The sequence below is a fragment of the Mechercharimyces mesophilus genome (assembly GCF_059818345.1).
Map to the genome: position 1 here is coordinate 37051 of NZ_JCBAPH010000004.1, position 20782 is coordinate 57832.

Consider the following 20782-nt stretch of genomic DNA (forward strand, 5'->3'; position numbering starts at 1 on the left):
GATAAAACGACCACGTGCTTTTTAGTCTAGGCAAAGAAAAGAGGAAAGGAGTTGAAAGTGAAGGTGAAAAGAGCATCGAAGGAGCAATGGATCACCAAGCAGAAACAGTGGAATGAGTCCCACTCTTATACGACCTTGTTTCAAGATGTGGAGGTTTGTTTTCGATCGAGAGAAATCCTTATGGGAAGTTCGTTGATAAGCAGAAAAGACAGCAAAGAAAAGTTCTCACTCTTGCGCTGGTACATGAAGAATACAAACCCACATGTGAACTGGCACCGCTATCAACAAAGCGATGAAAAGCTCCCGTTTCTGGTGTATAGCGAGATACTCCCGAAGATGGATATGGCCTTTTATCGACAAGAAAATCAGCTAAAGTATGATCTTATCGTTTGGCCAGGAGGTCAACTAGAACAGGTTCAATTCGTATATGAGGGGGCGAGGGAGGTTTCTATCGATGCGGATGGGAATCTCTTCGTCTATTCTCCCTCACTGGTTATAAAAGAAGAGAAGCCGGTTAGTTATCAATGGATAAATGGAATGAAGGTGGAGGTAGAAACTTCTTTCATACTGGATGAACAAGGACATATCGGCTATGAGGTAAGTGGGTATGACCGCCAACGCCCACTTGTCATCGATCCGGTTGTCTTCTACTCGACCCTTCTTGGGGGAAGTGGATTTGATGGTTCAGATTTACAAAGTGGTGGCATGGGAATTGCGGTGGACGATGAGGGAGCGGCCTATGTGACAGGGGTTACTGTCTCTAATGACTTCCCCGTTACATCAGGGGCATTTCAATCGATGAATCCAGGAGTGTGTAGTGGTTTTGTGAGCAAATTTAATGCTACGGGGAGCTCTCTTGTCTATTCCACTTATTTGGGAGGGGATTGTGAGGCGACGGGGCGTGGAATTGCAGTAAATCAGATGAAGCAAGCATTTGTTACAGGAATTACAGACTCTTTCAATTTTCCTGTGACCTCAGGGGCATTTCAAACCAAGATTGGCGGTTTTACAAGTGCCTTTGTGACCCGATTAAATACGACGGGAACCTCTCTTCTCTATTCTACTTTTTTAGGAGGAGAGTTTCCAGATTCTGCTGAAAGTGTAGCTGTAGATCAAGAGAATCAAGCATATGTTACGGGAATAGCCACATCCCCCAACTTCCCCGTTACCTCGGGAGCTTTTCAGACCCAAATTCCGGGAAGCGGAGGAGCCGCATATATCTCCAAACTAAATCCAACGGGCACTTCGCTGGTTTACTCTACTTTCTTGTCGGGGACGGGAGACGATGGGGGAGAAGCCATTACTGTTAATCGTGATGGGAATGCTTATGTAGTCGGATTCACACGCTCTACTGATTTCCCTGTGACTTCCGGTGCCTTCCAGACGCAAGCAAAAGATCAGGCGGTCTTTGTAACGGAGATGAATCAAGCAGGTTCTAATCTTGTGTTTTCCACTCTTCTTGGGGGAAGCGGGGCTGAAGATGCGAGTGCCGTTGCATTGGGTGGAGGAGAACAGGTCTATGTGATTGGATCGACTTCCTCTACCAATTTTCCTACGACCAATGGTGCCTTTCAAACTCTGTTACAAGGAATAAATGACGCATATGTTTCCAAATTTAACAAGAGCGGAACGAGACTGATCTATTCAACCTACCTCGGGGGCAGTGGAGACGACTTGGGATCTAGTGTGGCGGTTGATCGCTTTGACCAAGCATGGGTGACTGGCACGACTCGCTCCATGAACTTCCCCATAACATCGGATGCGTTCCAAGATCGATTGCGTGGGTCCGCAGATCCGTTTATCACGCAACTTCATTTTTCGGGTACGGGTCTTGCCTTTTCCAGCTATTTTGGAGGATGTGAAAACGACTTCGGAATCGATATTGCCGTTGATGCAAAACAGCAGACTTATGTCGTTGGTTTTACTCTATCCACAGATTTTCCAACAACACCTGGGGCATTCCAGACAGAGATGACCAGTCAGTTTGCGGATGCTTTTGTATTAAAAATAGGGACTTTTTCTCCCGGACCAACCGGGCCAACTGGACCGACTGGAGCGATGGGTCCGCGCGGTCCACGAGGAGCACGAGGGCCACGCGGAAGAAGTAGTTTCAATGAAGAAGGATGACACATTACGGAACAAAGGAGCCGATGCTATGCGCGTCATGATGGAAATCTGACCCTCCGGTGATAACCAGTTCATGTTTCTTTGCCAAGCGTCGAAAATGTCGACTATCCTCCGTGCGGTGGTTGCGATGCCAAACTTCGATTCCATCAAATCCTTCACGCAGAAGCTCATCTACGAGTGACAGGCTCTGAATATATACGGGATGCGCCAAGACAGCCAGCCCACCGGTATCGTGAATATATTGAATACCTTGAGGGACGGAGAGCTCTTTCTTTTCTACATCGGCTGGGTTTCCATCTCCCAGGTAATGGTCAAAGGCTACCTGCATGGAAGAAACATATCCCTTTGCCACCATCGCCTGAGCAATATGAGGACGTGCGATTAAGCCATCTCCGCAGTAAACTTTCACTTCTTCTAAGGAAAGGGGCATCTCTAAGGAAGCCAGCTTCTCTAGGATATGTTCCGCCCTTTTCTCTCTAAAATCACGAAACGTTGCTAAGCGTTGGTGTAGTTCCTTGGGATGCTCTATGCTATAGCCTAAAATATCAATGTTGCGTCCGCGCCAGCGAGTGGAGATCTCAACCCCGGGGATGACGGTGATCCCCAGCTTATTTCCGGCGGCGATCGCTTCATCCACACCGGCTAATGTATCGTGGTCTGTGATAGCGATGGTGGACAATCCGGCGGCTTTCGCTTTTTGAACCACTTCCGTCGGGGAGTAATGGCCATCGGAAGCCGTGGTGTGTAGGTGTAAATCAAAGCTTCCGAGGGGTAGGTTATGGATAATATTCATGGTAGGGCACACTCCTTTTCACGAGGAATACGATCTTCCTTCTATTTTATCGAATAAGTCCAGAAAAAGTGACGCCTCAACTTTGTCTGTTAAGTTCTTTCTATTTTCAATCCACTGTCCTTGATCAGATTCCTCGAGATCTCATCTCATACTGAAACTAGCTGAATATATTTAGAATCCTCGCCCTCTCTTACCAGCGAAAATGAGCAACTTCGCCTTTTCCTGTCTGTGCCTCAATCGAGAGAGTGGGAGGTTGGAAGGAACGAGGCTGATAACTTTCCCCCTGTTCATTGGTAAAAAAGCGAAAAGGGATGCTCGATTTCCCCCGTGGAAAAATATCGGTCTGGTAGGTGAAGTCATCGCTTAGGGTGATGGTTACCTCTCGCCAAACATCTGCATCCCCATTGGTAATCATGAGGTGTTGGTTGGTTGCACTCACACTCGCTTGCAGTGTAGGGGAGTCCGAAGAAGAGCAGGCACTTAGCAAGCAAACCACGAGCAAATAAGCAAACGTTATCCCAATTTGACGAAGTTTCAAGAAGAACTCCCTCCTTCCGACAGTAAAGAAAGATCGAATAATAGGTTGGGTGCTTTGGGATGGCTACGGTGAACCTCGACTGCCAAGACGTTTTCCCCTTTTTGTAGTCTCGTTGCCCCGTTCGGTATGCGGATCTCCTGATAAAGAGTGGCTTCATTGGGATGGGCTAGCGATTGCGATGAGAGCCAACCGGTGCGAATACCATTGCGGTAAATCTCCTGCCCATTGAGATAGACGACAATGCCATCTTCATAGGTGAGATGAAGGAGGAGATCCTCAAAGGTGGTGGGATCACTGGAGAGTGTAAATGTATGCCGAAAATAGGTCGTTGGCGATTCTCTATCCGGAGTGAGAGAAGTGTTGATCAGCGATTGGAAATTCTCGTGGGTGGTGTAACCAAAAACCCCGCGTCCTTCTATCCAATCTTTATCGTTAAATGAATGACTGCGCCAGTCATTTGCAGGTAAGGATACTTGTTCAGGTGGGGGCTTCTCTCCAGAAGGGTCCATTCCTGCAGGTATCGTGGATTGGATTTTGTCCCCTCCATGGTAGCGCCATTGTGATTGAAGGGAGATGAGGTTTTCGCGTGGCTTTGCCTCCTGATGAAGTGGAGAGGGGACGAGTAAACCCTCGTCCAGCGTGGTACCTGCTGGAGTGACCGTGCGCAATTGCAGCCCCGTTTTCGTATTTTCTAATAGCAGGAAGGCTCCTTGCGGAATCTTCCACTCTTTCCATTGTGGATGGGAAGAGGAAGAAAGCCCACGTGGTGGTGTGGATACGGCATGTGAGGCGAGATAAGCCTTCTCCTCAGTTAATATGAGATGAAGATTGGCCTCATATAGTGTGGTCCAAATCTCTTCTTGATCGGGAAGGCGATGAAGAAGAGCGATGTGTGTCTGCTCTGAATCGGAAGGGATAGATTGGTTTAGCCAGGTTACTTGCTTCTCTTGCTCTTGCTGGAGCTGAGAAGCATTGAGAAAAAAATAGTGAGATTGCCCGTATTCAATTGCGTAAGCCGTTTTCCCCATGTCTGGTAAAGAAGCATCGGGTAAATAGGAGAAAAGATTGGAGAAGTCTTGGATTTTCATCGATGGATCATAGATCGGATAAAAATAGGAGGCAGGTTGCTTGGATGGAGAAAGGTGCTTTCCTGGAATCGAAGCATAAAAATCGAATGCGTTCGCCTCTCTCAATCTGTCGAGATCCCACTCTTTTTCTTGATTAGGAAGATAAGCAAAGCGAGAGAGGGGAGCGGAAGAAGAGGTTGCATCCAGTAGCCCTTCCGTTGGAATGGTTGACCAAAAGAAAGAAGATCCCATGAGCAGGAGGGCCATGAGGGTGAGAGTGAGTAGTCGATAGTTGCGCAACCAATTTTTCATAATAGCATCCTTCCTTTTCATGAAAACTGCATATGAAATAACCGTCTTCTCTTTCATTTAAGGGAGCGATTTTTTTACTTTTACCTCATTATCAAGAGGTGATTGATGATCAAGATTTAGCCTGGCATGAGCGGCAACCAGCCCAGAATGGCATGATAAAAAGGGGGCCAGCTGAAGATAAACAAAGTAAAAAGCAATAGGGAGAAAGTGGTCCCTGCTTTCTTAGGAGAAATCTCTTTTTTTCGCAATAAGAAATGCAAGAGAAACCAACTGGAGAGCCAAGCGATGAGCCCGATCGTTTCTTTTCCCGCAAAGGGGCCAATTCCTTGCCAACCAGGCATCCAAGAGCCGAGTCGGTACAAGATCTGATTGGCCTGAAGGGGATCGTTAACACTCCACCAGTGGCTAGCAATGAGCATGGCGAGTCCAATCCAGACGGAAGCGAGTACTGCTGTAATCTCTCCTGTAGCTCGTGTAGATGGTTCAGTGGATGGCTCATTCATAGGTTGTCTTCCTTTCCTAGGGAGGGTTTTATTATGGGTATCACTATCGCATTTTGACTAACCCAATACCGAGAATGAAACTGATCAAGAGGCTGATCCACAAAAATGTGATGAGGATAGCGACAATCGTGGCAATATCGGGACGAGTGGGAAGGGACTCTTTGTATCGGCCCACGATCCATAAGGAAGCGACGGACAGAGGGAGAGGGAAAAGCGAGACGAATTCCTTGTACTCCATCACGATTAAATGCATGGAAGGTTGATGATAGAGGAGCCATTCTTGCAATCCATCGGGTCCGCGATAAGCGATATAAAGCCAATTGCCAAAGATGATCGAGAGCAATATGAGACTGGTTAACCATCCAAGGTAGCGAAATAGGATGGTGGGAGTGGCCTTGTTTTTTCGTAGGAGCGGAAAGGCCAGGTGTGCAACACGAGAAGCGAAAAACAAGGTGAGAGTGGCGGCGACCCCATGTAAGATGGATGCCCAGTAATTGGGGTGCGGAAGAAATAGATTGAAAAAAGGGATGAGCAGAAAGAGAAGAGCGGCAACGCCTGCTTGCGTAGCCGCTACATCTTTACTTTTGATCCAACTCTTGATCACAGATATCAACTGCCTTTGTTCAAAGTCTGTATCGAAAAGTGCAGAGAAAGCGAGCAAAGATTATTCGAAAGTAACGTTGATTTGTGGGCGTTTGCTAGGATCGTTACTTTCACTGGAGCTAAAATCGGAACCATTCATATTTCCCCTGTCTGCGATCAGAATGCCATGGTTTTCTTCGGGATGATCAATCCAGTTTTGCACGAGGGCGATTCCTTTTTCATTCAGTTGAATGGTTTGATATCCTTCAAAGCAGGGTTGGATGGTTCCTACCTTTTCCCCTCGATCCTCATTTCCTTGAGCACCTGCTTTGTCCCAAGATTGTCCACTTGCATATTCCGTCCACGTGGCAGAAGCTTCATCCCAGTCTTGTCTCACGGCATAAAGTGAATACGAATCCCAGCTCATATCTTTGACATGCAAGGTGATGCTAGCCGACTTTACTTCCTTACCTGCCGGAAGTTCTGAAAGATCCCATTTGAGAAGAGAGGATAAGTCTTTTGTGCTTAAGTAGGGGGAGTCACCGTCCACATAAAGGGTACTACCTTCCCCATCGTTTTTCCTCTTTTTATTTTCATTTAGATAGGTATCCTCTGTTCCCTCGTAATCAGCATGAGGAGCGACACCGTCTTGGAAGGATTGCGCCTGATGGGAGCTAGAAAATTCATCGATGATGTTTCCTCGATCGTCATAAACGGTATACGTGACTTGGGTATTGGTCACTTCCACCATCATATAATGATAAGTAGCGAGTGGACCGACATTGACGTTTTTTCCATCCCGCACGGTGCTGGTGAGAGGAGCACCTGCTCCGCCCAGCGTAATTTGATAGATATCATTCTCAAACGTGTGACCATTGCTATTAAATGTCTCATCAATCAAGCGGCGATTGTAGTTATGCTCATGTCCGACAAAGACGGCTTCCACTCCGTATTCATCAAAGAGGTCCCACAAGGCATCCCGTTCACTCGCATCTTCATCAAGCGAAGCGCCATAGTGTGATCCTATCGGATAAGCGGGTACATGAAATTGTACAAAGGTATGTGTTTGTGGGTTGTTTTGCAGTAGTTCCTCGAGCCAGTTTCGTTGCTGTTCGTCTATCACATACTCGCCTTTATTGTTCTTGCGGTCAGAATTTAGGTTGATGATACGGGTGTTTCCATAGTCAAAGTAGTAAGCGGAACGCTGGTAACCTTCTAATTGCTCATTGGGGAGGTGCGTAAATACCTGACTAAATTTCGTTTCATCATCTTCGTGATTGCCAAGGCTCGGATAAATCATGTTGATGGGATAGTAGTCATCAACGAGATCACTCCATGCTTTAAGTTCACTTTTCACATCGGACCCACCGGATACTTGGTCACCGGTAAACAGAATGAAAGAAGGTTGGTCAGGCTGTTCTTTTACTTCCTGCATTAAGGAGCGGAGGCGACGTTCGTTCATGCCGTCCAAAACACCACGACTGTCCCCCATCACCACAAAGCGAAAGGCGTTTTCGGCGGCAGTAACTTCTTTCGTTTTGGAAGGGAGTGTAATCATACTGTAGGAAAAAATAAGGGCGAGGGCTAATGAAAGGGAAGCCCATTTGATGCCATGCTGAGAAAAATTCATCTAAAAACCTCCTGGAAAGATAAGAATATATAGATGATCAGTCATTATTGCTCTCCTGTTTTGCCCATGTTCAATTGAATTGCACTGGGTCGGAAAAGTTAAGAAGTTTGTCTCCGCTTTCTAGTATAGGAGGCTTCTTTTAGGGCTGTGTTGTATTGTTTTAAGAAATTGTAAAAGTAGAATGGATATATTGAGGGATACGAGTGTTTGAGGCTTTTTCCTGCTAAAAGAACTACTTTTACGGATAAGGGGAGTTCACTCTATCTTATTTTTTTATTATGTGGGATAGAACGTTGTGAAGCTAACGTGTTGAAGCAGAAAGGATTATTTCATTACGAGCAATAGGCTGGAAGATGTGTGAATAATATGGATTGTAGGAGAGAGTTGATGTGGGATGATTATTAAGAAGACATCAGGTATCCTATAGAGGAAGAGAGAAGAAGGATGGAGGATCGATTATGACAAAAAAAGAGAATCGAAAAGTGTGGGACGAAGGGGTTCACACCAACTTTAAGAATGAGATGACGTATGGAGAGTATTTAAAACTTGATCAAATCTTATCTAGTCAGCGCACGTTATCGGGTCATCATGATGAAATGTTATTTATTATTATCCATCAAGCGAGTGAACTGTGGATGAAATTGATTATCCATGAGCTATCAGCGGCAAAAGCTTGCATCCAACAGGGGGATTTGGAGCCATCATTCAAGATGCTAGCCAGGGTATCCAAGTCCCAGCTACAATTGATTCAATCGTGGGATGTGTTATCTACATTGACACCAGCGGATTATATGCAATTTCGCGGGGATTTGGGTAAATCATCTGGTTTCCAATCCTTTCAAAATCGCGAGATTGAATTTCTACTCGGGAAAAAGGATGAGCGCATATTAGCGGTATATGAACACGATCGTCCCCATTACGAAAGGTTAGAGCAGCTATTACACGAGCCCAGCATCTATGATGTATCTATCCAAGCGTTAGCTAAGCGTGGGATTCCAGTGGATGAGACAGCGACCAATCGGGAGTGGAAGGAAGCTTATACTCCGAATCCAAGCGTAGAAGATGCTTGGCTGACTGTATACCGGGATGTAGAGAAATATTGGGACCTATACGAGTTAGCGGAGAAACTTGTTGACTTAGAGGACCGTTTTCAACAATGGCGGTTTCGCCATATGAAGACAGTGGAACGAGTGATAGGGATGAAAATGGGAACAGGTGGTTCCTCTGGCGTCTCTTACTTAAAGAAAGTGATTGACCAGTGTATGTTTCCAGAGCTGTGGGAGTTACGCACAAAGATTTGAATGAAAGAAGAGAGCAAAGGGTGGGATAGAGATGAGCCAAAATCCATTTGATTCGCGACGGGAATACGCAGAAGAGTTGGATCGTCAAGATGATTTGGCTGGCTTCAAAGAAGAATTTTATCAAGCGAAGGATGCTCTCTACTTCGACGGCAATTCCTTGGGACTCATGTCGAAGCGGGCTGAAAGGGCGTTGTTAGAAGTAATGGAAGACTGGCGGGAGTATGGGATTGATGGGTGGTTGAAAGGGAAGCGCCCTTGGTTTGAGATGTCGGAGAACCTAGGTGCTCGTGTGGCACCGCTCATCGGTGCGCTGCCAGAAGAGGTCATTGTAACAGGATCAACCACGATCAATATCCACCAGTTGGTCGCTACTTTTTATCGCCCAGAAGGAAATCGAACCAAAATATTGGCCGACGCGCTTACCTTTCCTTCGGACATCTATGCGCTGCAAAGCATTCTGAAACTCCATGGCTATGATCCAGGAGAGCATCTCCTACAGGTAGAGAGCGCAAACGGGCACTGTCTGGTGGAAGAGGATATCATTTCGATGATGTCGGAAGAAGTGGCTTTGATTTTATTGCCTACTGTCCTTTACCGTAGTGGCCAACTTCTTGACATCCAACGATTAGCGTCCGAAGCGAAAAAACGAGGCATTCTCATCGGCTTTGATGCTTGCCACTCTATCGGTGCGATACCGCATGCCTTTAACGGCTGGGAAGTGGATTTTGCCGTTTGGTGTCATTATAAATACGTAAATAGCGGACCCGGCAGTGTGGCAGGTCTGTTTGTTCATGAGCAACACTTGGGAGAGTGGCCGGCACTGGCTGGATGGTTTAGCTCGAACAAAAATAAGCAATTTGATATGGAGTATGAACTCCATCCAGCGGATACAGCAGGAGCTTTCCAGGTTGGTACGCCTCATGTGTTAAGTATGGCTCCTCTCCATGGGTCATTGGAGTTGTTTGAAGAGGCGGGCATTGAAGCCATTCGCAAAAAATCACTGCAACTGACACGCTACTTAATGGATCTGATAGAAGAGCAACTGAGTGAGGAAGGATTTTCTTTTGGAAACCCTCAGGAAGATCATTGCCGTGGAGGGCATGTCGCCTTGATTCACGAAGAGGCTGTGCGAATTTGTAAGGCACTGAAAGATCATAGAATCATTCCGGATTACCGTGAACCCAATGTGATTCGTCTGGCTCCGATTGCTTTGTACACGTCCTTTACAGATGTGTGGGAGATGGTGCAGGTGCTTAAAAAAATCATGCAGGAGAAGCTGTATGAGCAATACGAGAAGAAACGAGAAGTGGTGGCTTAGCATGCAATGGAAAGATATTTCACAACCCTTAGGGAAAGGAGTCCCCGTGTGGCCAGGGGACGTTCCTTTCACTTATCGACTGACGTGGACGAAAGAAGAGACAGGCTCAGTCAATGTGGGTCAACTGCAAATGAGCACACATACAGGTACACATATCGATGCTCCTTATCATTTCGATGAAGAGGGAGAGCGAGTAATCGATCTAGACGTCTCCCTTTACATAGGTCCTGCACGCGTGATCCATCTGCCTGGACGCTCGTCAATCGGCATAAAAGATCTTAGTCTCTACGACTTACGTGGTGTGAGTCGTCTCTTGATCCGGACAGACTCGTGGTCTGATCTTTCTCAATTTCCTCAGAACATCACCTATATGGAGCCAGAGATTGCCCTTTATTTAGCGGAACAGGGTGTGCGCCTACTTGGACTGGATATTCCTTCAGTCGATCCGTTAGATAGCAAAAGCTTGGATGCGCACCATGCATTACACCAACAGGGGATTCATATATTGGAAGGTGCAGTTTTAAAGGAGATCGACCCAGGTCTCTATGAGTTAGTCGCCCTGCCTTTGCCTCTGCAAAAAGCGGATGGTAGCCCTGTACGTGCTGTTTTGCGTGCACTGGGCAACGGAGCTGAAGAGGGAAAAGGGTAGAATGAAGGCGGAACAGGGCAAGAGTGAAGAGATAAGAATGAGGACAAAAAGAAGATATTCAGCCTCTAACCTCTTGCTCTTGTCTTCATTTTTCCCTATGTATTTGCCAAGAACGGTTATAGATAGAAACGTTCTTGGCCATAAAGACGTATAATGATAACACAAGATGCTGTCCCGTCTCTTCTTGATAATTATCTGGGGAAGGGGAGTTCCACCGTGATGCCAGATCAAATGAACGAACTGGAGCGCGCGATCGATGAGATTACCGAAATTGCGCGTGGATTTCATTTAGATTTTTACCCGATGAGATATGAAATCTGCCCGGCGGATATTATTTATACGTTTGGAGCCTATGGTATGCCGACAAGGTTCTCTCACTGGAGTTTTGGAAAATCTTTCCATAAAATGAAGCTGCAATACGACTTAAACCTCAGCAGGATCTATGAGCTTGTGATTAATTCCAATCCTTGCTATGCATTTTTACTAGAGGGGAATAGCCTCATTCAGAATAAGCTGATTGTCGCCCATGTCTTGGCTCATTGTGATTTCTTTAAAAACAACATTCATTTTTCCAATACCTCGCGTGATATGGTCGAAAGTATGGCCGCGAGTGCGGAGCGGGTTCGCTCTTATGAGTTGAAGTATGGCAAGAACGAAGTGGAGCAGTTTCTCGATCATGCACTGGCGATTCAAGAACATATTGATCCCAGTTTGGTACCCTCTCGCGAAGAAGACGATGAAGAGAAAAAAAAGCATACTACTGATGGACAGAGAAGCGCTTATGATGATTTGTGGAGATTGGATGAAAGGGGTAGGCAGGAAGAGACCACACGGACGAAGCGCACCAAGTCCATGGATCCGCAGAAAGATCTACTTCTGTACATTATGCATCACAGCCAAATCCTCGAGGGATGGCAACAAGATATTTTGACCATGATTCGTGAGGAGATGCTCTATTTCTGGCCACAGATGGAAACGAAGATTATGAATGAGGGCTGGGCTTCCTATTGGCATATTCGTATTTTGCGAGAAATGAACCTGAGTGAAGAAGAGACAGTCGAGTTTGCGAAGCTAAACGCTTCTGTGATTCAGCCATCTACGACTTCGATCAATCCCTACTATCTAGGATTAAAGATGCTGGAGGACATTGAAAAAAGATGGAATGAACCGAGTGAAGAGGAGCAAGCGAAGTTTGGACGGAAATGGGGAGGAGGAAGAGAAAAGATATTCGAAGTGAGGGAGATGGATTCGGATACTTCTTTTATTCGGAATTATCTTACTAAAAATCTAGTCAATGAACTCGACTTATATGTTTTCGGACGAAGAGGAAATGATTGGACAATAGAGGATAAGAATTGGGAGGCCGTAAGGGACCAATTGGTAGCCAGTCGTATTAACGGGAGTCATCCTTATTTGGTGGTACAAGAGGGAGACTATATGCAAAATCGGGAGCTATATTTGAAGCACCAGTACGAAGGAATTGAGTTGGATGTAAAGTATTTAGAAAAGACGTTGCCCCATGTGTTTGCTCTCTGGGGACGGACAGTACATGTGGAGACGGTTATTGAAGGCCGGTCCGTTCTATTTAGTTACAATGGGAACAAGTGCAATCGCCGTTTTCTGTGAGCAATAAGAAAAGAACGAGGCATGCATAAAAATAGCCGGGACCACACCCCGGCTATTTTTGATAGGTAGTGGTATGATCCGCCAGCCGCAAATTTTGCAAAATAAAAAAGAAGACAGAATTCGATAATCTTTTTGTTTGAAAAATATCTACTATTTTGATAAATTTATAGTGCAAGTGACTATTCTATTTTTAAAAAAGGTGGAGATGCAAATGCAGAAAGTATGGCTCGTCTTGATGGCTTTTGCCCTGGTCATGACCCTTTCAACTCCTGCTGTTGCTACCGCAAATAACGCGATCACTCCGCAATTCGACTCCATTTATGTAACGAAGTATGACTACTTCTCAAAAACGATCTACCCCAATGAGTGGAATGTGCCTAATTCGAGGTTGTACTCTGAATACCGCTATCCAAATTTTTATAATGGGTATCTATACAAAAACTTTTGTATAGATGTAGGGAATAGTTGGTCTTGTAACTACTCTGGATACTTGTACAGCTTCTAATTTGGTAGCCAACCAGTACGAAGGAATTGAGTTGGATGTAAAGTATTTAGAAAAGACGCTGCCCCATGTGTTTGCTCTCTGGGGACGGACAGTACATGTGGAGACGGTTATTGAAGGCCGGTCCGTTTTGTTTAGTTACAATGGGAACAAGTGCAATCGCCGTTTTCTGTGAGCAATAAGCAAAGAAAAAGGCGTGCAGAAAAATAGCCGGGACCACACCCCGGCTATTTTTAATGTTGATTTATGGATGTTTCCACTTGGCATCGGCATGAAAGGAAGAGGGAATATTGACCATTTTGTTGGGTTCTTTTTGTGATTTGCGAATTTGTTGCAGTGGAAGAGAAGCTCCCATCGCAATCCAGAAGATTTGACCGGAGGTAGAATGGGCTTCCTCGCCAGAATGTTGTATTTGGACCACGAATTTATCCTTGAATCGTTTGACTAGATGAACCTGCGTAGAGGTATTGTCAGTCATGCAGACGACTACATACTTGTTTTGGTTGTAGGGCTGATCCAGTGGAATTTCTAGTGGTAACTTCTCCATCTGTGGTGCAAGGTGAAACTCTTGTGTACCGCATTGGGCAGAAGAGGGGGATTCGAAGATGATATTGGGATGGAAGTTTAGTTTTTCGATACCGATGGATTGATCCTCAATATGTTTGCCGGTGATGGCTTCCTCCATGAGATGCTGAGAAGAGATGGATTGATCCTTAATATGAGTACTGGAGACCGCGTCTTTTTGGAGGTGATGGGCATGGATGGCTTCCGATGCGAGGTGCTGTTCTTGAATGATTCCCTCCATCAGATGATCGGAAGTCAGAGAATGCTGGATGAGATGCTTACCATTAACGGCGCCTTCTTGGAGATGATGGGCTGCTATCGTTCCTTCGGCAACATGGTTGAACTGGATCGCTTGGTCGGTGAGATGCTGAGAAGAGATGGATTGATCTTTAATATGAGTACTGGAGACGGCATCTTCTTGGAGATGCTGGGCATGGATGGCTTCCGGAGCGAGATGCTGTTCCTTAATGATTCCATCCATCAGGTGATTGGAAGTAAGGGAATACTGGGTTAGATGTCTGCCATTAACGGCGTTTTCTTGGAGATGATGGGCCGCAATCGCCCCTTCGGCAACATGGTTGAGCTGGATCGCTTGTTCGGTGAGGTGCTGAGAGGAGATGGATTGATCCTTAATATGAGTACTGGAGACCGCGTCTTTTTGGAGGTGATAGGCATGGATGGCTTCTGAAGCGAGGTGTTGTTCTTGGATGATTCCCTCCATCAGGTGGTTGGAGGTCAGAGAATGCTGGATGAGATGCTTGCCATTAACAGCGCCTTCTTGGAGATGGTGTGCTGTGATGGCCCCTTCGGCAACGTGCTTGGACAGAACCGCTTGGTCGGCAAGGTGTTGAGCAGAGATGGAATGATCTTTGACATGAGTACTGGAGATGGCACCTGCTTGGAGATGCTGAGCATGGATGGCTTCCGGAGCGAGATGCTGTTCCTTGATGATTCCCTCCATCAGATGGTCGGAAGTAAGGGAATACTGGGCGAGATGTCTGCCATTAACGGCGTCTTCTTGGAGATGATGAGCTGCAATCGCCCCTTCGGCAACATGATTGAACTGGATCGCTTGTTCGGTGAGATGCTGAGAGGAGATGGATTGATCTTTGATATGAGTACTGGAGACAGTGTCTTTTTGGAGGTGCGGGGCCGCAATCGCCCCTTCGGCGATATGATTGAACTGGATTGCTTGGTCGGTAAGATGCTGAGAGGAGATGGATTGATCCTTGATATGGGTACTGGAGACCGCGTCTTCTTGTAGATGATGAGCCGCAATCGCTCCTTCGGCGACATGGGTGGTCTGGACCGCTTGATCGGTAAGGTGCTGAGAGGAGATGGAATGATCTTTGACATGAGCACTGGAGATGGTGTTAGGTTGAAGATGCTGGGCATGGATGGCTTCCGGAGCGAGGTGCTGCTCTTGGATGATCCCTTCCATCAGGTGATCGGAAGTAAGGGAGTGTTGGGTGAGATGTTTGCCTTCGACAGCATCATCTTGTAGATGCTGGGCCGCTATCGCCCCTTCGGCGATATGGGTGGTCTGGACCGCTTGATCGGTAAGGTGTTGCGAGAAGATGGATTGATCCACGATATGTTTACTGGAAATCGCCTCTTCTTTGATAAGAGCACCATGAATACTTTTTGGTTGAAAATGTTCCGCTTTTATAATGGCAGGGGAAAGATGATTGGATTGAATACTGGCTGATGCGAGATGCATGCCATTGATTACGTGACTGACAAGATGCCTGGAGGTGATGGAATGATCCATGAGGTGTTCTCCAAGTATGACTCCCTTCTTCAGGTGACCGGTCTCAATCGTCTCTGCAGCAAGGTGGGCACTGTTCACGGATCTTTCTTGTAAGTGTTGAGAGCTGATGGAGTGGTGGGCAATGTGATGACTGTGAACCGTTTCATCTTGAAGGTGCTGTTTCTCAATTGCCTGGTCAGCGAGATGCTCTGTAGTGATTGCATTTGGCGAAATATGTGACGAAGAGATCGCTTGATCAGCTAGGTGATCCGATTGAACCGAACCTTGTTTCAGATGATCTTTGTCGATAGACGAAGGAGTGAGGTGCTCATCCGTAATGGAATGGCTGGCGAGATGGTCGGCTGTTATCGCTTGGTTTGTCAGGTGCTCACCATGAATGGATTTCATGGATAGATGCTTGGCTTCGATTGAGCCTGGTGCGATATGCTCACCGGAAACAGAATGATTCGTGAGATGCTTGGCATCGATGGATTGCTCTATAATGTGTTGCTGTCCAATCGTGTTGTTTTGGAGGTGGTGCGTATGGATGGCTTCTTCCGCAATATGATGACTTTGAACGGATTGATTATCCAATTGTTGTGAAGAGATCACATTCTCCTCAAGTTGTTGACGTTTGATGGTGATATCTTCAAAGTGATTTGCTGTGATGGCCCCTTTGGCAATATGTTTGGATTGGATGGCTTCTTCGGCGAGATGTTCGGCTACTACGGTTTCTGGTTGTAAATGACGTGTAGAGATGGCGTGATTGGTGATGTGTTCATTTTGGATGGTATTCGATTGTAGGTGAGTAGAGTGGATAGACTGAGGTTGGATATGGTCGTCATTGATGATATTACTGGCGAGATGGTGTGGGGAAATGGCCCCTTCCACGATATGTTCACGCTCCACCGCACCTGTTTTTAGGTGGATCGGTCCGATGGATTGCTCGGTAAGATGATTTTCCGTAATGGAGTGGTGAGATAACTGTTCAGTGGAAACGGCATGATCTGCCAAGTGATCTCGCCCGATTAACCCCTTTTTGAGGTGGCTCGTTTCAATGGACTGTGGAGTCAAGTGCTGGCTCTGAATGACTTCGTCTACTAGCAGATCGGAGGTAATGCAATTCTTGGTTAAATGTTCGTTGGCAATCGATTGGTTGGAAAGGTGTTCCCTCCCAATGGAAGAAGGAGCAAGATGACTAGAAGTAACCGCTTTTTCAGTGAGATGGTCTGCTGTGATGCAGTGATCGGCGAGGTGGTTTCGCGTGATGGCTTTTTCTTGAATGTGCTCGGATTCAATGGCTTTTTCAGTGAGGTGCTCACTGGCGATGGCTTTGCGTTCCACTTGCTCGGACTGGATCGATCTTTCGGCGATGTGCTCCTTCTGGATCGCTCTTGGTTGCACATGATCGGAACCGATCGAACGTTGGACAAGTTGCTGACTTCCGATGGTTGCTGGACGGACTAACATGATCTTGGGATTTAGATGTTCTGTCTGAATCGATCCTTTTTCGATATGGTGACTCTTTATCGTGTCATCTCCCACATGCTCCGAACTAACCGCATGTGGAGCGAGTTGATCAGACGTTACGCTGTTTTTTTCCAGATGCTTGGCTTGAATGGTATTTGGCTTGATGTGCTCTGACTGAATGATATCTTTGTGAAGATGTGCACCAGAGACGGATGGTTGGGCAAGGTGTTGGCTTTGAATGGACTGAGGGACGAGGTGTGTACTCTGAATGGTTGCGGGTTGAAGGTGGCTTCCTTCCAGTGTATCAAAGGCGATGTGATACCCCTCAACCGTATCAAACTGGAGGTTATCCCCCGTAATGGTTTGTTCGGCGATATGCTCACCAGTGATGGCGCCTTTTGCTACGGCTTCCCGTTGTACAGCTTCTTTCTTTAGATGTCCGTAATGAATGGACTGTGGAGCAATATGCTCTGATTGAATGGAATGGGTAGTCAGATGTTTACTTAAAATGGATTCTTTGTCTAAGTGGCGGGTGGTAATGCTTTTATCACTGAGGTGTTCACTTTGCACAGCATTTGGTTTTAAATGCTTCCCTTCCACCGTATCGTTAGACAGATGGTGTGACTGAACAGCTTCAGAACTGAGGTGCTCCTCTTTGATCACTTTGTTACCGAAGTGGGAAGAAGCAAGAGAACCAGGGGTGATATGATCCCCATGAATACTTTTCTTACTTAAGTGATTTTCGTTAATGGATTCAGAAACCAAATGCTGAGTGTCGATGGAATGGGGGCTGATTTTTTCACCAGAGATGGATTCATTGGTAAGATGGTCTGTTGTGATTGCTTGAGATGCGATGTGCTTTGATTGCACAGCAGATAAAGCAATCTTCTTTCCCGTAACGGCTTGCTGATCAAGGTGATCACTGGTGACAGAGGATGCAGCGAGGTGATTTCTTTGTACCGTGTTTTGAGCGATATGCTTGGCAAGGATCGCCTTGGGAGCGATTTTTTTAGCAGTGACTGCTTCATCGGCTAACTGCTCTTCCTGGATTGCGTTGGGTGTAATGTGTTGAGGTTGGATGGATTTAGGATGAATATGCTTAGAAGCAATCGCATTGGACAGAATATGTTCACTTTGAATGGCTCCTTTTTTAAAGTGAACCCCTTCGATCGACTGAGAGGAGATATGTTTGGCTTGGATGGCTTCTGGAGCAATTTTGTCTTGTGTGATTGCTTGGGGAGAGAGATTGTCACTGCGAATGGAGAGATGACGGATATGGTGGTGATCAATCGAATCTCTTTCTAGATGCTTGGATTGAATGGAATAAGGAGCGATTTTTTTTCCTGTGACTGCTTCATTTGCTAGACCGGAAGTGTTGACGACCCCTTCCATAAGATGTTCTGTTGAGACAGAGGCTGGGGCAATGTAAGGAGAAGTCAGCCTTTTGACGATACTTTCAGCAAGATGTCTTCCCCCGATACTTCGACTTTGAATGTGTTCTCCGTGAATTTCTCCGTGCGCAATGTGCTCCCCGAAGATCACCTTTTTTGGTAAGTGAAACGGTTCCTCTTCGCTATCTGTCATGTATTTTTGACTGGATGCTCTCCTGGTGGTAGGCGGTTTCTGATTCTGTTGTCGTGTGTTTTTTTCATGAACCGATGCGCTCTTTTTTTGCTTGGTTGTGTGATTTTCATCTGCCAATCCAACAAAGTTTTGAATATACGAATGATTTTCATCGTTGTGGTTAGAAGCAGAAGAGCGATTAGAGTGGTTTAAAATGGACGAGATCATGGAAATTTCATCTGAATCATGATGGTCAACGTTCTCATGACGATTTCCTTCATTGTCATGGTATTTTTGGATGAGAGAAAGATGATCGGTTTCTGTTGTTGAAGCTCTTCCTGTTGATTTAGTGGGAGAGGGACTTGCTTTTGTTTTTCCTTTCTTTGTATCAGATAGCCAAATGGTGGCTTGTTGCCCCGGCTCGGGGTCGCCTTGTTGATGTACGATTTGCTTTAATACTTGTTCGTCTTCTCTACTGAGATTATTTTTACTCTTGGGGGATCGATTTTGGGTTTTCTTCTTATAATGAGCCAAAATTGCTCATCCCCTTCCTTTTTCTGTGTCTATATATAGGTATATTCATTAGGGGCAAAAGTGTAGACTCATTCTGCAAAAAGGAACAACCCTTTTTGCAGAAAAGAGGCATGTCATCCCTGTCATAAAAAAATCCTCACTCATGTAGAGAGTGAGGTTTGTTCAACATAATGATCAAGCTCTTCTTCACTCCAATCGCCACCACCTAACCAGAGGGTAGGTTTACCGGTTGGCCCTTTGATGAGACGGAAAGCCACCATTCCGGCGTTGAAGCATGTTTTGAGGCTGGGGGTGTTGTCACAGGCCACCCTTCCATAAATTCTTCCCAGTTCCTCTTTGGTTTGTAGGAGGAGCGTCTCAGCAATTTCATGGTTGCGATAGGAAGGGTGGACGACTAAGAGTGACTCCTCCAAACCATAGTATCCGAGAACGATACTACCCAACAGCTTCTTCTTGGATAAAGCAATTGCTATGTGGGTCCCCTGCTCACCTGCGTCCTGTTGAATGGATTGAAGCCAGTGGAGAGCGCGATGGGTGATCCGATTTTCTCCATATTTCTTGAAAAAGGAGATGAGATAGGGGCACATCCGGCTAAATTGCGTGGGAGTTAAAATTTGAAACTCCATTTTACCGTGCCTCCTCTTGTTCGTGATAACCACTGAGATAAAGAGAATATTGAAGAATTCGTTGCAAAGAGAGTTCACGAATTTGCGGTTCATCAAACTTCATTGGTTTTGCATTGGCTTCAAAGAACCAAATTTTCTCGCTTTGATCCACCCCCATATCCATCGACATTTCACCCAGTGTCTGCTTGGTGTGAGATTCAATATAGGGAGCGATCTTTAACCCAGCTTCCTCGGCTCTTCTGTAGATGAGTGGATGACGTGTACCAAATACTTCGCTTAATACAGCGGTCACATCTTCAATGGAGCCTCCTTGAGGAACATGAGTAGAGATAGCCGTTTTTCCAGCTAACCGGACACCGATACCGGTGACTAACCACTTGCCCACTTCGTTTTTTTGTAAAAGGAGGCGAAGGTCGAACGGACGATTTTTATACAGAGCCAGAGAAATTCCTTGTTGAAGAATGTATTCGCGTGATTGAATGATGCGATTGAGTGTGGGCATAAGCGAGTTGGCATCCAATTGATACGTTTTGCGTCCTGATTTTGTCTGATAGACAACATCAAACGTGTGTTGATGTTGTCGTCGGGTAATGCGAATCATCCCGTTACCGGCTTTGCCATCGACGGGTTTTAAATAGAGAACAGGGTGTTTCTCTAGCATTTGTTGCAGACGGTTGATGTGTCCGAAGGGATAGGTTTCTGGCAAGAACGTTTTGAGTGAGCTAGAGTGACGAAGATATTTGAATAACGTCCATTTGTTGAAGAAAGAGGGGTTGAAAACAGGGATGGTTAATTTCTTGAATGTTTTTAAGGCTTGTTGTTCTTGCTCCCGTTGCTCAAAAGAGCGGTAAGGAATGCGATTGTAAATAACATCGGGCAAAGGGAGGGTGGCTGATAACCAGCGATTGGTTTTTGATCGTGTATCCAAAAGGAGACCACGTACGGTGTCTCGTTCTGTGCGAATACCTGTTGGGGTTAAGACGAATACGGTGATTCCCATCTTTCTTCCCATGCGAATTAAGTCGGCAAAATTAGATGAGTTTCCACGAAACGGCATTTTAGGGTCGTCGGATGTGAGAATTCCAACAAATGGACCGACGCGATAATGATGAGGGGATGCCTGGATAATCCGTGTGGGCAAAGCTTTCGAGAGAGTGGGAGGGACCTTGGCATGGGAGAGCGAAAGGTTGGTCGTAAATTTTTTTCCGATCTGGGCCGAAAATGTGCTGGGAAGTTGTAATTTAGACCGCTCAGAGGGAATGAAAACGGGTGATTTCACCTGTCTACTTAAAGAAAGCCATCCTGTCTGCATGGTAATGTTTCTCCT

General features: G+C 45.9%; 15 protein-coding genes and 1 pseudogene. 7 read left to right on the forward strand and 9 right to left on the reverse strand.

Annotated elements, in window-relative coordinates; translation table 11 throughout:
* Positions 1 to 63 precede the first annotated feature (63 nt).
* Positions 64 to 2127 carry a DUF7948 domain-containing protein gene (locus AC6RGY_RS11555; RefSeq protein ID WP_499863178.1) on the forward strand — a complete coding sequence of 688 codons (2064 nt, stop codon included), beginning with the start codon at positions 64 to 66 and terminating at the stop codon, positions 2125 to 2127.
* Positions 2128 to 2131: 4 nt separating this feature from the next.
* Here AC6RGY_RS11555 and AC6RGY_RS11560 read toward each other — a convergent pair whose 3' ends face one another.
* From AC6RGY_RS11560 to AC6RGY_RS11585, 6 genes are all read right to left on the reverse strand, one after another.
* Complete coding sequence (locus AC6RGY_RS11560; RefSeq protein ID WP_499863179.1) at positions 2132 to 2920, reverse strand: PHP domain-containing protein; 789 nt, start codon at positions 2918 to 2920, stop codon at positions 2132 to 2134.
* A gap of 190 nt (positions 2921 to 3110) precedes the next feature.
* On the reverse strand, positions 3111 to 3458 hold the full coding sequence (locus AC6RGY_RS11565) for a hypothetical protein (protein ID WP_499863180.1): 348 nt from the start codon (positions 3456 to 3458) through the stop codon (positions 3111 to 3113).
* Positions 3455 to 4837, reverse strand: a complete 1383-nt coding sequence (locus AC6RGY_RS11570; protein WP_499863181.1) for a hypothetical protein — start codon at positions 4835 to 4837, stop codon at positions 3455 to 3457. The genes AC6RGY_RS11565 and AC6RGY_RS11570 overlap by 4 nt, the downstream gene beginning before the upstream one ends.
* Before the next feature lie 116 nt (positions 4838 to 4953).
* Positions 4954 to 5340 (reverse strand): hypothetical protein, encoded by a 387-nt coding sequence (locus tag AC6RGY_RS11575; protein ID WP_499863182.1) that lies wholly within the window; start codon positions 5338 to 5340, stop codon positions 4954 to 4956.
* Positions 5341 to 5383: 43 nt separating this feature from the next.
* Positions 5384 to 5944: a hypothetical protein gene (locus AC6RGY_RS11580; protein WP_499863183.1), complete on the reverse strand. Its 561-nt coding sequence runs from the start codon at positions 5942 to 5944 to the stop codon at positions 5384 to 5386.
* Positions 5945 to 6004: 60 nt separating this feature from the next.
* Complete coding sequence (locus AC6RGY_RS11585) at positions 6005 to 7552, reverse strand: DNRLRE domain-containing protein (protein ID WP_499863184.1); 1548 nt, start codon at positions 7550 to 7552, stop codon at positions 6005 to 6007.
* Positions 7553 to 8010: 458 nt separating this feature from the next.
* On the opposite strand from AC6RGY_RS11585, the gene kynA reads away from it, so the two are divergent.
* The 6 genes and pseudogenes from kynA to AC6RGY_RS11615 all read left to right on the forward strand — a co-directional run.
* Positions 8011 to 8853, forward strand: a complete 843-nt coding sequence (gene kynA / locus AC6RGY_RS11590) for a tryptophan 2,3-dioxygenase (protein ID WP_499863185.1) — start codon at positions 8011 to 8013, stop codon at positions 8851 to 8853.
* A gap of 31 nt (positions 8854 to 8884) precedes the next feature.
* The gene (gene kynU / locus AC6RGY_RS11595) at positions 8885 to 10171 is read left to right on the forward strand and encodes a kynureninase (RefSeq protein WP_499863186.1); all 1287 of its coding nucleotides are present in this window, start codon (positions 8885 to 8887) and stop codon (positions 10169 to 10171) included.
* A complete protein-coding gene (gene kynB / locus AC6RGY_RS11600; RefSeq protein WP_499863187.1) occupies positions 10134 to 10820 on the forward strand; it encodes an arylformamidase in 687 nt (228 codons plus the stop codon). The genes kynU and kynB overlap by 38 nt, the downstream gene beginning before the upstream one ends.
* Before the next feature lie 219 nt (positions 10821 to 11039).
* The gene (locus tag AC6RGY_RS11605; RefSeq protein WP_499863188.1) at positions 11040 to 12446 is read left to right on the forward strand and encodes a SpoVR family protein; all 1407 of its coding nucleotides are present in this window, start codon (positions 11040 to 11042) and stop codon (positions 12444 to 12446) included.
* A 211-nt stretch (positions 12447 to 12657) separates the two neighbouring features.
* Positions 12658 to 12951: a hypothetical protein gene (locus AC6RGY_RS11610; RefSeq protein WP_499863189.1), complete on the forward strand. Its 294-nt coding sequence runs from the start codon at positions 12658 to 12660 to the stop codon at positions 12949 to 12951.
* A gap of 10 nt (positions 12952 to 12961) precedes the next feature.
* Positions 12962 to 13123, forward strand: a pseudogene (locus tag AC6RGY_RS11615) (stage V sporulation protein R); the annotation flags it as partial.
* A 69-nt stretch (positions 13124 to 13192) separates the two neighbouring features.
* Here AC6RGY_RS11615 and AC6RGY_RS11620 read toward each other — a convergent pair.
* The 3 genes from AC6RGY_RS11620 to AC6RGY_RS11630 form a co-directional block, all read right to left on the reverse strand.
* Positions 13193 to 18829, reverse strand: coding sequence for a WIAG-tail domain (locus tag AC6RGY_RS11620; protein WP_499863190.1), 5637 nt, complete (start codon positions 18827 to 18829; stop codon positions 13193 to 13195).
* Positions 18830 to 18969: 140 nt separating this feature from the next.
* Positions 18970 to 19455, reverse strand: a complete 486-nt coding sequence (locus tag AC6RGY_RS11625; RefSeq protein WP_499863191.1) for a GNAT family N-acetyltransferase — start codon at positions 19453 to 19455, stop codon at positions 18970 to 18972.
* Position 19456: 1 nt separating this feature from the next.
* Positions 19457 to 20767 (reverse strand): YheC/YheD family endospore coat-associated protein, encoded by a 1311-nt coding sequence (locus AC6RGY_RS11630; RefSeq protein WP_499863192.1) that lies wholly within the window; start codon positions 20765 to 20767, stop codon positions 19457 to 19459.
* Between the last annotated feature and the right edge of the window lie 15 nt (positions 20768 to 20782).